Below are 13,957 nucleotides of genomic sequence, written 5' to 3' on the forward strand. Positions count from 1 at the left end.
TTTCGCTACGCGTAATGCTGCCAATGGATCCGGGCTCGCGACTTCGTCGCGCCCCGGAATGACAGCTCCTATGCCGCCCCCACCCAATTGCCGTGAAAACCATCGGGCACGCGGTGGCCGAGCTGCACCAGCGCGACGGGTCCCGCCTCGACATCGGTGGCGTTGAACACGGCAAGGTCGCTGCGGTTCTCCCGCGCGCGCCAGACCACCGCCAGCAGCCAGCCATCGCCCTCAGTCGCATCCTTCGATCGTTCGACGAATACCGGCTCGGAGATGGTGTCGCCGGCCGGCAGCAGATAATGGCCGAGCCGCCGGCCGTAGCCGTCGACATGGACGACGCCGGAGAGCGCGCCGAACATCGCCAGCCGCGGGTTGGCGCAGGCGTACCAGCCGTGACGGTTTCTCAGCCCGGCGCGGCGGTCGTCGATGCGCGGGAATTCGCCGGTGAGATCGTCCAGATAGGTCTGCTGGAAGCGGTCGGTATTGCCTGAGAGGTCGAAGGTCCAGCGGCAATGCCGGGCGCGCGACTTCTCCGGATCGGTTGGACGGCCGTCGGGATGGGGAAACAGCGGCGCCTCCTCGAACTGCATGACGTCGGCGACGATGCGGTTCCCGTCCTCCCACGCATTCATGACGTGGAAGACGTAGCAGGCCTCAGCTCGAAACCAGACGATCTCCTTGGTCGTGCCGCTCCGCTTCATCACGCCGACATAGGCGCCCTTGTCCGGCTCCCAGGCATAGGGGGGCCGTCCGCTCATTGCGCGCTCCATGCTGCCGGTAATGGGGAGGATCGGAAACAGCACGTGGTTCGCGGTGACGATGAAGTCGTGCACCATGCTGGCATAGGGCGCCTCGAACCGCTCGATGCGCGTCGCCTTGCCGGAGGCATCGATCGAGCCGTAGGAGAGGGCAGGCGTCAGCGGACCTGCCGCGTTGTAGCCGAAGAACACCAGCTCACCGGTCACAGGGTCGATCTTCGGATGCGCCGTGAAACTGCCGGCGACGCGTCCCTGGTAATCGTGATAGCCGCGCGTTGCCAGCGTGCCCGGCTCGATCTCGGTCGGCAGATGCGCTTCTTCAAGCGCCAGCAGCTTGCCGGCATGGAAGATGATGTTGGTGTTGGCAACGCCGCCATCGGTGAGATCGGCGGGAGCATCCGGCAGCTTGCGGCCGAAGCCGCCGAACAGGGCGCGGCCGGCATCATGCTCGGCGAGCCATTTCGGCGTGCGGACCCAGCGATTGCGATAGCTGGCGCGGCCGTTCTCGAGATGGAAGGCGTGCAGCATGCCATCGCCGACGAACCAATGCGCGCCGGGAGATTCGAACTGCGGATTGGGGCCGTTGCGATAGAGCACGCCGTTCAGCTCGCGCGGCAATTCGCCGATGATCTTCAGGAAGGGCGCGTCCGCTTCGAACGGGATCGGCGCGATATTGTTGCGGCGCTCGGTGACGGAGTCGTGCTGCACGGCATATCCTCCCTATCTTTACATCGTAAAGATTAGATAGCGCCGATTGCCGCATCAGTCAAGCGAAATCTTTACACTGTCAATATTGCGTCATATAGCTTGCAAATGACCAAGACCGACACCAAGAGCGACACCGCGCGAAGCTCGCGCGCCCCCAGAAGAGCGGCCTCGATCGCGGCACCGCGTGCACCACGCCGCGCGGGAAGCGCGAAGACCGAGACGCCGTACCATCACGGCGCCCTGCGCGAGGCGCTGCTCGAGGCCGCCGAACGGGTGCTGGAACGCGATGGGCTCGCCGGTCTCACATTGCGCGCCGTGGCGCGCGAGGCGGGCGTCTCGCATGCCGCCCCCACCCATCACTTCGGCGACCTCACCGGGCTGCTGAGCGAGCTTGCGGCGATCGGCTTCCGCCAGTTCAACGACGCGATGGCTGCCTCGTCCAATGCCGCCTCCACGCCGCTCGAGCATGCGCTGGCGCGCCCGAAAGCCTATGTTGCCTACGCGCAGGCTCATCCCGGCATGTACGGCATCATGTTCCGCACCGAGCGGCTCGATTATTCCAGGCCCTCGCTGCACGAGGCGGCCGAAGCCTCCTTCGCCGGACTTGCGAATGCGGTCGGCATGATGCGGCAGGAGCAGATCAGCGGCGACGCGCTGACGCTGAACCAGGGCGCCGCGATCGCACGGGCCTGGTCCATGGTCCACGGCTTCACCACGCTTCTGCTCGACGGCCGACTGAAGGATATTCTGGAGCGGCTGCCGGAAGGAACCACGGCCGAGCGGCTCCTGGAGGCGATGCTGACCGCGCCCGTTACGGCGAAGCTGCCGAGCTGCTGATCGACGGACCTGCGCAACTCTTGCCGTGATCAGGCGTTGACGCCGCATGGCAAAAACAGCTCGTGCTCCCTGGAAACGCTCGAATCCCCGCAAGCGGGCCGGCAAGTCCTCAAAGCATCTCAGTCCCGCGCAGAAATCGGCGGCAAAAGCGCGCGCCCGCCGCGCTGGTCGCTCTTATCCCAACCTCGTGGACAACATGCGCATGGCAGCGAAGAAGAAATCCTCCAAGACCAAGAGCTCCAAGAAAACTTCAAGGTCGAAAACGTCAAAAGAAAAGTCGAAGACGTCTGCGAAGAAGACCCGCAAGCGCACCACGAAGAAAGCCAAGACCCGCAAGCGCAGCGCATCCGCGCGCGAAAGGGATCCACGCGGCGGCCTGACCGCGGCGGGCCGCAAGGCGTTTGCGCGCAAGCAGGGCGCCCAATTGCGGCCCGGCGTCACCAAGAAGGAATCAGAGATGACGCCACAGGAGATGCGGCGGAAAGGCAGCTGGGCCGTGCGCTTCTATGGCCGCACGAAACTGCCGCCGCTGGTCGATGCGGAGGGGCAGCCGACCCGCCACGCATTGTCGGCGCATGCCTGGGGCGAGCCGGTTCCGAAAACGGTGGCGGCGGCGCGGCGCATCGCGGCCAAGGGAGAACGGCTGCTGGCGCGCTATCGGCGCGCCAAGGCGAGAGGCTAGCGCATCGTCGCGAGCTCGACGGCGCGGCCGCGCGTGCCGATGATCTTCACCTCGTCCTTGCCGCAGGTGAAGCCGCGGGCGAGATCGTCGGCGGCCTTGCGTGCGAGCTCATTGGCGGTGGGATTGGCGGCCGCATCGACATAGGCGACATGGCAGACCGCGCCCGGCGGCAGTCGGGTCACGACCAGCATGGCCCTGGTGTTCGGCCGCCCCTGCTTGTCGGGATCGCTGCTGTCGGCGATATGCCAGCGCTGGATGATCGCGAACGGCTTTGCGTCCATGGCGCGCCATTCGATGGTCGTCTCGGAAGAATTGAACGGGCCGAACCAGACTTGGGCCGCAGGTTCCTCCGCCGCTTTCTTGCGGTTGCGCCCGACGGAGACGATTTCGCGAAGATCGTCCTCGGCGATCAGCACCATGAGACCGTCCTTGCCCGGACAGATGCGCGTCGTGCTGCCGTCGAGCTCGCTGGGCTTGCCGATCTGGCGGCAGTTCTTTGGCGCCGTCGAGGTGTAGGTGCTGCCCATGGATTGGGCGCTGGCGCTGTTGAGCCCGATACAAATCATCAAGGCAGCGAGGCCAGTGCGGGTGAAGTGGTTCATCATGAGGGCTTTGACGGTACGGGAACTTCGTACCATCAGACGTCTTCATTGTGGGCAAGGTTCAAACAGGGGCGGGATATACCTGACAGCGGCGCGGAATCGTTCTAGAAGAGCGGATTCGCTTTGGGCCCTCCAGCCTCGTTCGCGTCCTCCTTTATTTGATCATGCCAGCCACATCGTCGAACAAACCCTATCGCGTCGGCCGCTCCAAGACCGGACTCGGCCTCTTCGCCACCAAGCCGATCAAGAAGGGCACCCGGATCATCCGCTATTACGGACCGATCCTGGATTCGCGGATTCCCGCCCACGACGAGATCGAGAACAAATATCTGTTCGAGCTCAACGGGCGCTGGACCATCGACGGCTCGGTGCGCAAGAACCTCGCCCGCTACATCAACCATTCCTGCCGTCCCAATGCGGAATCCGACGTCCGCCCGCGCGAGCGCAAGGTCTTCATCCGCGCGATCAAGAACATCGAGCCGGGCGACGAGATCAACTACGATTACGGCACCGACTATTTCAAAGCCTATCTGAAGCCGATCGGCTGCAAGTGCGACTCCTGCGAGAAGAAGCGCAAGAAGCTGCGCGCCGAAGCGCGGGCGGAAGCCGCCAAGGTGAAGGCGCGCAAGGCCAAGAAGGTGGTCGCCAAGGCTTCGAAGACCAAAGCCGCCGCCAAAAAGAAGAAGCTCAACGGCAAGCACTTCGCCGGCAAGGCCGGCCGGGCCAAGGTGTAGCGCTTCTTTCGTGGTCTGACAGCGTCAGGATCGCCGCGAATGAGCTGATGCGGGTCCCTTCTCGCGCCCTGCTCAGTCCTCGTCCTGCCACCTGCGCAGATCTGTCTGGTCATGATAGGCCATGCGGTCCGGCGTGGTGATGAATTCCATCGTCGTGCCCCATGGCATGCGGCAGTAGCAGACCTTGTTTCCAGGACCTTTCTCGGTTGCATAGGGAATAGCGCGCGGCGCGGTGAGAGGAGTGCCTCCCGCCTTCGCGAAGCGCTCGACCGATGCGTCGATGTCGTCGGTGTAGAGAGCGAAGTGCGTGATGCCGAGGTCGCTCGCCCGGATCGGCTTTGCTTGCTCGGGACCGTGCATCTCGAAGAGCTCGATATCGGGTCCGGTGCCGATCTTGACCATCGCCTGCGCACGCACGACCGTTCCGGGAAAAGCGCCGACGGCCCGTTCGAATTCGGGTCCGTGCCGCGGCGGATCCGGCGGTCCGAAGGACTGGTAGATCACCTGGCCGCCGAAAGCTTCCACCAGGAACGATTTTGCTGCTTCGATGTCGGGCACCGTGATGCCGATATGATTGACGCCGCGAATGACGGGTGCAGTCATGACAGTCTCCTTTGCTGTTTAATCGATCCATCGCGATCGCTGCGGTGCAATTCGCGGCAGCCTCGCGATCCGCCCGGCCCAAGACGGCGCGGGCGCTGAGTTTCAATTGGCCTTGAGGAAATCGATCAGGGCGGCTGCGACTTCATCCGGCCGCTCGTCCGCGACATAGTGGCTGCATCGCGCGATCGAGCCGCCCCTCACATTGGTGGCGAACTCCTTGAGCATCGGCACCATCTGAGCGCCGAACCGCTGGTCCCCACCCAGGCCAAGCACCGGTATCTCGAGCGGTTGCTTCTTGTACGCGAGCGCAGTCGCATGATCGGCGGCGAGCGTGCGGTACCATTCCATGCCGCCACGCGTGCGGCCAGGAAGCGCCATCGCCTTAGCGTAGATCTCGATGTCCGCCGGGTTGAAGGTGCTGTGATCGTAGAACCGCTCTGCCATGAAGGTCGAAACATAGTCATATTCACGGCCATGAATCAGGCGCTCGGGTAAGTCCCGGTTCATGTGGAAGCTGAAGTGCCAGAGCCTTGCGGTCGTCGCTTCCCATCCGGTCCAGCCGGGAAGCGGAACGTCGAGGACGGCCAGGTGGGTAACGGCCTCTCGATGGATGGCGGCCTGCGGCAAGGCAACCATTCCGCCGATGTCATGTCCGCACACGGCGTAGCGTTGGTGCCCAAGGGCAACCATCACTTCATGCGCGTCGCGCGCCATCGTCGCCTTGTCATAGCCGTCGAGGGGGCAGTCGGAAAAGCCCGCGCCGCGCAGGTCCATGGCGACCACGCTGAAATGCTCGGCTAGCAGCGGCATCACTTTGTGCCATTCCCACCATGTTTCCGGCCAGCCGTGAAGCAGAAGGATCGGCGGGCCTGAACCCCCCGTCACGGCGTTGATCTTGATGCCATTCACCGGCACCAGCTGCTGGGTAAACCCGTTCAAAGCTGCGATCATGATCGCTTCCAGTCAGATGGGTGTCAGATAGAGCGCGTGCACAGCGCTCAGGGCTGGTCGAAATCAGTGGCGATCGTGATGTCACGCCAGGCGTCGATGTCACTGCGGAAGGCCGCCAGCTTTCTCTCGGCGATCGCGTGCGCGGCGGGGCCGAGCGGCAGATGGAGCGGGGAGTCCTCGGCGTCGACGGCCTGCAGGATCACCGCGATCGCCTTGTCGGGATCGCCCGCCTGATTGCCGTTGCTGGTTTCGCGATAGTGTTTGCGTGAGCTTGCGGCATATTCAGGCATCTCGTTGGCCGCCATCATGATCGATCGGCCAAGGAAATCGGTGCGAAACGGCCCGGGTTCGACGACCAGCACGCGGACTCCGAACGGCTTCAGCTCGCCGGCGAGCGCTTCGGAAATTCCTTCCACAGCAAACTTGGCGGCGTGGTAATAGCCTCCGCCGCCGCGGCCCTCGATACCCGCACCGGACGACATGTTGACGATCGTTCCGCCCGAACGTCGTAAGACGGGTAGCGCGGCTCTGGTGGTTTCGATCAGACCGAAGACGTTTACATCGAACATCGGCCGATATTCTTCGGGCGTGCCTTCCTCGATCGCGCCGAACAGTGCGTAGCCGGCATTGTTCACGAGCACGTCAAACCCGCCAAATGTCTCGACCGCCTTCGCAACCGCTGCCTTGGCTGCCGCCGCATCGGTCACGTCGAGTGGCAAGGTGATCATGCGGCCGCCGAAAGGCTCAGCCATTGCCCGGATCGATCTGACATTGCGGGCCGTCGCTATAACCCGATCGCCGCGCTGGGCTGCAGCGAGCGCGAGCCGCTGGCCGAAGCCGCTTGAGCAGCCTGTGATGAGCCAGGTTTTCATAACTTCTTCTCCGAGTTGTTTCACCCACGCAGCCGCCCTCATGGGGGCGGAATTCCCAGAAGGACGCGCTTCGGACGATGGCGGGAATCTAGCTGCTTAGATTTGTTCGTTAAGTGATGTTCCTGTACTCTCGGCGTTCAGTTTTGTGTGGGTGGTCGCGATGGAATGGAGTGACGTCAGAATCTTTCTTGCTATTGCGAGATCCGGCACGCTCGGAGGCGCCGCGCGTTCGCTTCGGACAAGCCATCCGACCGTCGGCAGGCGCCTTCGCGCACTCGAGCAGGCAATCGGTCACACGCTCTTCCAGCGCACAGCGGACGGTCTTGTTCTGACCGATGAGGGCCACGGAATCATCGCGCTGGCCGAGCAAATGGAAGAAGGCGCGCTGGCCATGGAGCGCCGGCTTGCGGGACGGGAGCAGAATCTCAAAGGCAATCTGCGCATTTCATCAACGGACTGGTTCGGGGCCTATGTCCTGCCTCCCATTCTGGCGGATTTCTCGAACGCATACCCCAATGTCGACGTTGAAATCCTGACCGGCACGCGCCGGTTCAGCCTCGCCCAGCGGGAGGCCGAAGTCGCTTTTCGTGCCGTTCCGTTCGACACTGCCGATGTGATCCAGCGGCGGCTCTTCAGGCTCGAATACGGCGTCTACATCGCGGAGGAGGCGGCTGATCCCAAATATGGCGATGGGGCTGGTTTCCGGCTGATCGCGCCATCCACGCCCCACTTCCCCGACATCGCGTGGCTCATCGAGAGTTTCCCCAACGCAAGACCGCTCCTGCGATCGAACAACCGCAACGTCCAGGGACGCATGTGCAGGGAAGGCGTCGGCATCGCTGTCCTGCCCCGCGTCGTCGGCAATCAGATCCCTGGTATCCGTCGACTGGATCTGCCGACGCTGCCGCCAGCGCGAGACATTTGGATGGGATACCACCGAGACCTACGGCGTCTTGGGCGTCTTCGCGCGTTCATTTCGACGGTATCGGACCATCTCGTGAACGCAGCCGCATAGCACGGCACGACCCGTCGGGCAAAACACCCCAAACCCGTCAATCCCTCCCGACAAAAATATATCGCTTTTCCGAATTTCGGATTTGTGGCATACGTCTTCCATCCCGGCCCTCCCAGAGGGGCGCTTCGCGATCGTCACGAGATGCGGGCCGGGGTGCGGTGGACGCGGTAGCGCCGGCGCGATTGGCGTGAGGACAGGGACGGGCGACCGTTGAGTCCCGGCACAACGCGCATACGACACGGCGCGGTCACAGCGGTTTGGTCAATGGTCCGGGGTGCGCACACTAAGCCCCGGACGCTGAGGCCAGGCCGTCCGCGGACGGAGAAGTCGTGTGGTCCCGACGCCCGGGGTTCTGGCGTCAAGGCTTGCGGTGATGCGGCGGCCCGACCGGGTACGTGCATCAGCCATCCGCGAGGCGACGGGGGCAATAGTGCAACGCTCCCCGAGGAGAGCACGAAGGACACCGTTAAAACCATCCGCGCAGGGAAGGCCGGGCGACCGGCATCACCTGTAGTCCAGCCCGTGTGCATTTTTCTTGTACACGGACTCGGGTGCCGCCGGCGCCCGGCCTTCCCTGCGCCCTTTGGCTATCAAGGGGCGCTGAGCGACAGCAAGCCTTGGGCGAAACGCGCCGCGAGACTGCGGAGGCGCGTCTGTAAGTTTAACTGAGAGTGGTAAGAATGCCGACGATGCACCTTGCTCCGTCATTGCGAGGAGCTCAGCGACAAAATTGCGTAGCAATTTTGCGCAGATGCGACAAAGCAATCCAGGCTGGTTCCGTAGAGGCAATCTGGATTGCTCCGCTACGCTCGCAATGACATGGAGAGGCGAGCGCCACGCGGGTGCTGTTGTGCCCCGGACGCGGCGTCCTTCGGCTCTGCGCCGCAACGCCAAAAGCGTTGCAGCGCGTCCGGGACACGGGAGCCATCACGCCGCGACCGCAGTCCCGCTCTTGCGCCATCCCACATATTGCAGCTCGGCGAACACGCCGGTGGCGATGGCCTGCGCCACGACCATCAGCTCGCCTGCAAGGTTCGGCGACACCGCGCCGGACAGCAGCAGGCCGATGCTGCCGACCGTCCATGCGGCGTTGCCGATGATGACGAGGAGCAGGAGCGGCTTCGGCACCGCGGCGCGCGAGGCGAGCCAGCCGACCAGCGCCGTATAGGCGATCAGGAACAAGCCGGTCTCGCGCAGCAGCGCCTCGGGTAGGCTGAACAGCGCCGCGAAGGCGCCTGCGCCAAAAGTGAATCCGAGCGCGGCGACGCCGCTGAAGACGGCATCGGCGAGCAGGGCGCGGCGCAGGAAGGTGGATGCTTCGATCATCGTGGTTCTCCTTGGTTGAGGTTGGGGAAGGGACGTCAGCGCAATCCGCGCCACCAGGCGCGGACGAGGCGGGCGAGGCGGTACGGACAGAGGCTCCTGCCGACGCCGTGCTCGAAGGCGATGACCCGCGCGACGACATAATCGCCGGTCGAATGCACGAGCGGCTCGGGCATGTTGAGACTGCGCGCCAGCATCCGGGTTGCGAATGCCATCGCCCAGGGCACGACGTGGTCTGCGACGGTCCGGTAGAGCAGCAGCGCGATCATGGTCATCTCCTGTTGCAACCGAAGATGCGCCGACCCGCGGGCCAATTCGATTACCTCGCGGGTAATGGAAGGGCCGAAATCTGCGTGGTAGGTTTTGGGTCATGAACGCACATGCATCCACGGCCCAGGCCGAACGTAGCCAGCCGATCCATATCGGCGATCATTTGCGCGAATGGCGGCAGCGCCGCCGCATGAGCCAGCTCGATCTGGCCGGTGAGGCCGAGATCTCGGCACGTCACCTAAGCTTCGTCGAGACCGGCCGCGCTGCGCCCTCGCGCGACATGGTGCTCAGGCTCGCCGAGCGTCTCGACGTGCCCCTGCGCGAACGCAACGTGCTGCTGGTCGCCGCCGGCTACGCGCCGGCATTCCCGCAGCGCCAGCTGGAGGATCCGGCCTTGAAATCAGCCCGCCAGGCGATCGACATCGTCCTCAGGGCGCACGAGCCCAATCCCGCGCTGGCAGTGGACAGGCACTGGAACCTGATCTCCGCCAATCGCATGGTGGCGCCGCTGCTCGAGGGCATCCCGCAGCGTCTGCTCGGCCAGCCGCTCAACGTGCTGCGGCTCGCCTTCCATCCGGAGGCGCTGGCATCTCGCACCGTCAATCTCGCGGAATGGTGCGGGCACCTGTTGGAGCGGCTGCACCGGCAATGCGAGGCGACCGCCGATCCCGAGCTGATCAAGCTCTACAACGATCTGAAGAGCTATCCCATTCCGGCGCGCTCGGCGCCGCTGTCGAGCGACAATGTCGCGATCCCGTTCAAGCTGCGACATCAGGGCGAGATCCTCAGCTTCTTCTCCACCACCATGGTGTTTGGCACGCCCGTCGACATCACGCTGTCGGAGCTGGCACTGGAGACCTTCTTTCCGGCGGACGAGCGCACCGCCGAACGGCTGAAGCACATGGCGACCGCTTTGCCATAGCGGCGTTTACAGGCGGGAGCGGCCCCCGCATAATCTGCCGATGGACACACGATCCTCCCGGCCCTTACGGCCGGTCAACCCGGTCGGCGATCTCCTGCGCGCCTGGCGCATGCGCCGCGCGCTAAGTCAGGCGGAGCTGGCGTTCGAGGCCGGCATCTCGGTCAAGCATCTGAGCCATGTCGAGACCGGCAAGGCCGCGGCGAGCCGAGACATCCTGTTGCAGCTCGCATCCGCTCTGGATTTATCCCTGCGCGACCGCAACGCGCTGCTCGAGGCCGGCGGCTTCGCCCGGCAATATGGCGAGCGCGATCTCGCCGCGCCCGAGCTTGCCGATGCGCAGCGCGCCATCGATCTTCTGCTGCGACGGCACGAGCCGTTCCCCGCGATCGTGACCGACCGGCGCTGGAACGTAAAGCAGGCCAATCGCGCCGCCTCGCGCCTGATGACCATGCTGCTCGGTTCTGAGCGCATGCAGCGGCCGCTCAATCACATGCGCATGTTTCTCGCGCCGAACGAGCTCAAGCCTTTCGTCGAGAACTGGCCGACTGTTGCGGCAGCGCTGCTTGCGCGGGCGCGCCATGAAGCGATGGCCGCGCCGCTCGATGAGGCCCTGCAATCGACCTGGCGCGAATTGATGCGCTTGCCGGAGCTTCCCATGCTTGGGATCGAGGACAACGCCGTGCCGGGACCGCTCTGCGAGGTGCGCCTGCGCAAGGGCGAGGTCGGCATCGGCCTGATTGGCGCGGTGCTGACGCTCGGCACGCCGCAGGACGTGACGCTGCAGGAGCTTCGTGTCGAGATGTTCATGCCTGTTGATGCCGTATCCGAGGCCGCCCTGATCGCGCTCTCGGCTCAGGACGCCTGAGCTTGCATGGCGTCGCGTCGTTCAAAGCTCATGGCCTGCATCACCTCCGCGAACGGCCCCTTGAGGTCGCTCAGTGTTGCCGTGGTGAGGCCCGCGCCGTTGGCACCGACGCGTGTGGCGGCACGGATCAGGATCCATTCGCTCTCCGGCGGACGAAAAAAATAGAGGCTGATCTCCGGGTTGATGAAGGTCCATTCGCGCATGTCGACGATCTGCGCGACGCCGCTGGAAAAGTCCGCGGCCTGCACCGCCTGCAACAGCGGCGTGTTCGGCTCGCCCTCGACCAGCGGCGAGTCGAGCCGCATCCAGGCGGCCGCCGGGCCCGGCTTTTCCAGCGCGCCCTCGATCAGCCGCACCGACACGTTTTGGAAATAGCGGCTCCATTTCTGCGCGAAGGCCGGCGGCGGGACGCCCGCCTCTGGCGCCTTGTCGGCCGCCGCTTGCCTCGCAAAGGGATCGACGGGCGAGCCTGCGCTCGGCGCCGTCAGCAGCGCGGTGCAGCGGCCGATCTCGGTCTCGCCGTCCATCAGCCGCACATGCAAGGTCTTGGCCTTGCGGCCGTCGCGCAGCAATTCGCTGATGGTCCTGAAGGCGCGCAGGCCTGCCGGCCGCCACAGATCGAAGGTCAGGCGCCGCACCGCGAAGCCGGATTCGGCGGCGAGACGCTCGACCTCGCGGGTCATGAGCGCAGTGGTGGCGCTTCCCTGCAACATGTCCGGCGACCACGGACCGCCGGCGTGCTCCGTGGCCCGGAACTGATGGCCTTCCGGCCTGAAAATGGCGCTCATTGCGGTGTCTCCTCGGCTGCATCGTGGCCGCGAGTATCCGGGCCGGCGGGACCTGTCGCAATAACCGCAGAGGTGAAGTCGTGAGCCATGCAGGACCGGTGCCTTGCGTCGTGTCCGGTTCGGCTTATCTTCCGGCGAACCCGTATTGCCCGAAGGAGGCGCCTGACATGAGCACGCTCAAACCGCTCCAGATCGACGTCGTCTCCGACGTGGTGTGCCCCTGGTGCTATATCGGCAAGCACCGGATCGAGAGCGCGCTGGCGCTCGTTCCGGACGTTCCGGTCAAGCTCAATTTCCGCCCGTTCTTCCTCAATCCCTGGGTGCCGCGCGAGGGCATCAGCCGCGAGGCCTACCTCACCCAGAAGTTCGGCTCGGTCGAGGCCTACAAGGGCATTGCCGGACGCGTGGTCGCGGCCGCGGGCGAGGAGGGGCTCGTCTACAAGCCCGAGCTGGTGGCACGCCAGCCCAACACGACCGATTGCCATCGCCTGATCCTGTGGGCCGAGGCGATCGGCAAGGCGCCCGAGATGAAGCAGCGCCTGATGGAGCTGTATTTCCGCGACGGCGGCGATCTCACCGATGTGAACGTGCTGGTGCAGGCGGCCGCCGATGTCGGCCTCGATGCCGACGACGTGCGCAAGCGCCTAGCCACCGACGACGACGTCGCGCGCGTCTCGGCCGACGCACAGGAAGCCGCCGAGAAGGGTATCTCCGGCGTGCCCACTTACGTCTTCGCGCAGAAATACGCCGTCTCCGGCGCGCAGGATCCGAACCTGCTCGCCCGCGCGATCCGCGAGGTCTCGGCAGAGATCAACGCACAGGCGGCGGAGTAGCTTTCGCTGATTTGCGGAGCCGGCGAACCATACGTCGTGCAGCCTCATGCGCGGCGTTGACGCCGACCAGCGCTCCATGGACGAGCGCGACCACCGGATCGTGCCGCCGCAGCGGGATCAGCACGTCGCCGACCGCGAAACGCCCGCGCCAGATCGGGTTGATCATGGGGTGGTCGGCGCTCGCGGTGGAATCCGCGCTGGCGATGGCGGGATCGGCGCAGAGATGGCGGGTGAGGTCGAGCGTGAGCTGCACGCCCGGTGAATATCTGGCAAAGCGCTCGTCGATGCCGAGCTTGAAGAAGAACGCGCGATCCTGATGGCGCAGCACGATGCCGGCGGCAATCGGCGTCGTGCCGGCGCGAAGCGTGATGATCTCGCACTGCGCGGTCTCTGCCAGCGCCGGGACGGCGCGGCGAATGAAGGTCGCATCGCCCGCATGCCGGACCAGTGCGGTGCCGCGCTCGCCCTTCCAGCCGCTGGCTTCGAGCCGCAGGAATGTTTCGAGCGCGGACCCGATCTCGTCAGGCCGGCGTGCGACGTCGAACGTAACAGGGCCGCGCTGTTCGAGGCGATGGCGCAGGCGCCGCAGCTCCTTGAGCTTCTTGGCGCCGAGTGCATCGCGCAGTAGCGTTTCAGCATCCTGCGCCGCGTCGAGGCAGGCGCGAATGTAGGAGGAAAGCACGCGCGGCTTCAGGCCATCGCGGCTCAGGACCTGCCTGAGTGCATTCATCGCAGCACCGTCGAGCGCGACGTCGTTCAGCACGAGCGCATGCGCGCCGACCGCGCGCGCCTGCTGCAACAGAGCCGCGGCCGCCTCGATCGGCGCGTCGCGGTCGATCAGCGGACTGCACAGCGTGCCGTAGGGATACGCGCTCACCAGCGCGGGCAGGGGGATCTTTAGGGCCCGCCACAGCGAGATCACCGGCATCAGCCCGATCAGCCGCGCCGAAGAACTGTCGAATGCGGGCAGTGCCGAGGCTTTGGTGCGGCCGCGCGCGGTTGCGCTGACGGCGAGTTCCCAGGCAGGCAGGTAATATCCGTTCGGCTCGACGGCGCGTTGCGCGAGTGCGCGCCATTGGCCTGGGTCGATCGTCGCGAGCGGAACGCACGCACTCGCGGCGTCGGCATGCCTTGCCGATGCCGGCTTGATCGCCGCCTGCTGCGCGATGTCGGCCACGTCCCGTCGTCCCCAAT

General features: G+C 65.1%; 16 protein-coding genes. 7 read left to right on the top strand and 9 right to left on the bottom strand.

Going from position 1 to position 13,957, the window contains the following annotated elements; all coding sequences use genetic code 11:
* Window positions 1–68: 68 nt before the first annotated feature.
* Window positions 69–1,466, bottom strand: coding sequence for a carotenoid oxygenase family protein (locus RX330_RS13980; protein ID WP_317243371.1), 1,398 nt, complete (start codon window positions 1,464–1,466; stop codon window positions 69–71).
* Window positions 1,467–1,571: 105 nt separating this feature from the next.
* Here RX330_RS13980 and RX330_RS13985 point away from each other — a divergent pair, with 105 nt between their 5' ends.
* Window positions 1,572–2,303: a TetR/AcrR family transcriptional regulator gene (locus RX330_RS13985; RefSeq protein WP_212081703.1), complete on the top strand. Its 732-nt coding sequence runs from the start codon at window positions 1,572–1,574 to the stop codon at window positions 2,301–2,303.
* 202 nt (window positions 2,304–2,505) lie between these two features.
* Window positions 2,506–2,985: a DUF6321 domain-containing protein gene (locus RX330_RS13990; RefSeq protein WP_317243372.1), complete on the top strand. Its 480-nt coding sequence runs from the start codon at window positions 2,506–2,508 to the stop codon at window positions 2,983–2,985.
* Here the strand turns inward: RX330_RS13990 and RX330_RS13995 are convergent.
* Window positions 2,982–3,587 (bottom strand): hypothetical protein, encoded by a 606-nt coding sequence (locus RX330_RS13995; RefSeq protein ID WP_317243902.1) that lies wholly within the window; start codon window positions 3,585–3,587, stop codon window positions 2,982–2,984. The two genes, RX330_RS13990 and RX330_RS13995, sit on opposite strands and share 4 nt — an antisense overlap.
* A gap of 164 nt (window positions 3,588–3,751) precedes the next feature.
* Here RX330_RS13995 and RX330_RS14000 point away from each other — a divergent pair, with 164 nt between their 5' ends.
* Window positions 3,752–4,321 carry an SET domain-containing protein gene (locus RX330_RS14000; protein ID WP_317243373.1) on the top strand — a complete coding sequence of 190 codons (570 nt, stop codon included), beginning with the start codon at window positions 3,752–3,754 and terminating at the stop codon, window positions 4,319–4,321.
* Between the two features lie 72 nt (window positions 4,322–4,393).
* Here the strand turns inward: RX330_RS14000 and RX330_RS14005 are convergent, their stop codons facing one another.
* The 3 genes from RX330_RS14005 to RX330_RS14015 form a co-directional block, all read right to left on the bottom strand.
* Window positions 4,394–4,924, bottom strand: a complete 531-nt coding sequence (locus RX330_RS14005) for a VOC family protein (protein ID WP_317243374.1) — start codon at window positions 4,922–4,924, stop codon at window positions 4,394–4,396.
* A gap of 102 nt (window positions 4,925–5,026) precedes the next feature.
* The gene (locus RX330_RS14010) at window positions 5,027–5,875 is read right to left on the bottom strand and encodes an alpha/beta fold hydrolase (RefSeq protein ID WP_317243375.1); all 849 of its coding nucleotides are present in this window, start codon (window positions 5,873–5,875) and stop codon (window positions 5,027–5,029) included.
* A 47-nt stretch (window positions 5,876–5,922) separates the two neighbouring features.
* Entirely contained in the window at window positions 5,923–6,747 is an 825-nt protein-coding gene (locus tag RX330_RS14015) for an oxidoreductase (protein ID WP_317243376.1), read from the bottom strand.
* 160 nt (window positions 6,748–6,907) lie between these two features.
* Between RX330_RS14015 and RX330_RS14020 the strand changes: the two genes are divergently transcribed.
* Window positions 6,908–7,762: a LysR family transcriptional regulator gene (locus tag RX330_RS14020; RefSeq protein WP_317243377.1), complete on the top strand. Its 855-nt coding sequence runs from the start codon at window positions 6,908–6,910 to the stop codon at window positions 7,760–7,762.
* A gap of 927 nt (window positions 7,763–8,689) precedes the next feature.
* Here RX330_RS14020 and RX330_RS14025 read toward each other — a convergent pair.
* Both RX330_RS14025 and RX330_RS14030 read right to left on the bottom strand, forming a co-directional pair.
* Entirely contained in the window at window positions 8,690–9,088 is a 399-nt protein-coding gene (locus tag RX330_RS14025) for a hypothetical protein (RefSeq protein WP_212081698.1), read from the bottom strand.
* Between the two features lie 35 nt (window positions 9,089–9,123).
* Window positions 9,124–9,354 carry a hypothetical protein gene (locus RX330_RS14030; protein WP_317243378.1) on the bottom strand — a complete coding sequence of 77 codons (231 nt, stop codon included), beginning with the start codon at window positions 9,352–9,354 and terminating at the stop codon, window positions 9,124–9,126.
* Window positions 9,355–9,455: 101 nt separating this feature from the next.
* Between RX330_RS14030 and RX330_RS14035 the strand changes: the two genes are divergently transcribed.
* Window positions 9,456–10,277 carry a helix-turn-helix domain-containing protein gene (locus RX330_RS14035; protein WP_317243379.1) on the top strand — a complete coding sequence of 274 codons (822 nt, stop codon included), beginning with the start codon at window positions 9,456–9,458 and terminating at the stop codon, window positions 10,275–10,277.
* A 40-nt stretch (window positions 10,278–10,317) separates the two neighbouring features.
* Window positions 10,318–11,142, top strand: coding sequence for a helix-turn-helix domain-containing protein (locus tag RX330_RS14040; RefSeq protein WP_317243380.1), 825 nt, complete (start codon window positions 10,318–10,320; stop codon window positions 11,140–11,142).
* Here RX330_RS14040 and RX330_RS14045 read toward each other — a convergent pair.
* On the bottom strand, window positions 11,130–11,930 hold the full coding sequence (locus tag RX330_RS14045; protein ID WP_317243381.1) for a thioesterase family protein: 801 nt from the start codon (window positions 11,928–11,930) through the stop codon (window positions 11,130–11,132). The two genes, RX330_RS14040 and RX330_RS14045, sit on opposite strands and share 13 nt — an antisense overlap.
* 167 nt (window positions 11,931–12,097) lie before the next feature.
* Between RX330_RS14045 and RX330_RS14050 the strand changes: the two genes are divergently transcribed.
* On the top strand, window positions 12,098–12,763 hold the full coding sequence (locus RX330_RS14050) for a DsbA family oxidoreductase (protein WP_317243382.1): 666 nt from the start codon (window positions 12,098–12,100) through the stop codon (window positions 12,761–12,763).
* Here the strand turns inward: RX330_RS14050 and RX330_RS14055 are convergent.
* Window positions 12,741–13,940 (bottom strand): GNAT family N-acetyltransferase, encoded by a 1,200-nt coding sequence (locus tag RX330_RS14055; RefSeq protein WP_317243383.1) that lies wholly within the window; start codon window positions 13,938–13,940, stop codon window positions 12,741–12,743. The genes RX330_RS14050 and RX330_RS14055 overlap by 23 nt on opposite strands.
* Between the last annotated feature and the right edge of the window lie 17 nt (window positions 13,941–13,957).

Origin of the sequence: Bradyrhizobium sp. NDS-1 (genome assembly GCF_032918005.1) — a bacterium.
In the GTDB taxonomy this organism is placed as follows: Bacteria; Pseudomonadota; Alphaproteobacteria; order Rhizobiales; family Xanthobacteraceae; genus Bradyrhizobium; species Bradyrhizobium tunisiense.